This is a genomic window from Streptomyces sp. P9(2023) (genome assembly GCF_032436795.1).
Lineage (GTDB): Bacteria > Actinomycetota > Actinomycetes > Streptomycetales > Streptomycetaceae > Streptomyces.
The window spans coordinates 1-250 of the sequence record NZ_JAUPWM010000711.1; the positions used below are offsets into that span (position 1 = coordinate 1).

At 28.4% G+C, this 250-nt stretch carries 1 protein-coding gene; it reads right to left on the reverse strand.

Annotated elements, in window-relative coordinates:
* Positions 1-250: hypothetical protein (locus tag Q5762_RS39190; RefSeq protein WP_315897092.1), on the reverse strand; the 250-nt coding region annotated here is incomplete at both ends.

Below are 250 nucleotides of genomic sequence, written 5' to 3' on the forward strand. Positions count from 1 at the left end.
GATCATCAAATCTACTGTCTTCTATTATAAATGGAACATCAATATTTAATTCAGTAGTATAATTTGAATAATCATAACTAGACGAATTTTGACTTAAAGATACAGTTCCATTTTTAAAAACTTCGTATATAATTTCTGTTTCTAGATAACCCAACTGAATTATTCCCTCACTCGGCTCATATATATAAGCTGGCATTGCGAAAAAATCTGAACTAAAAGATGAGAGATCACCTTCATATATAATATTGCT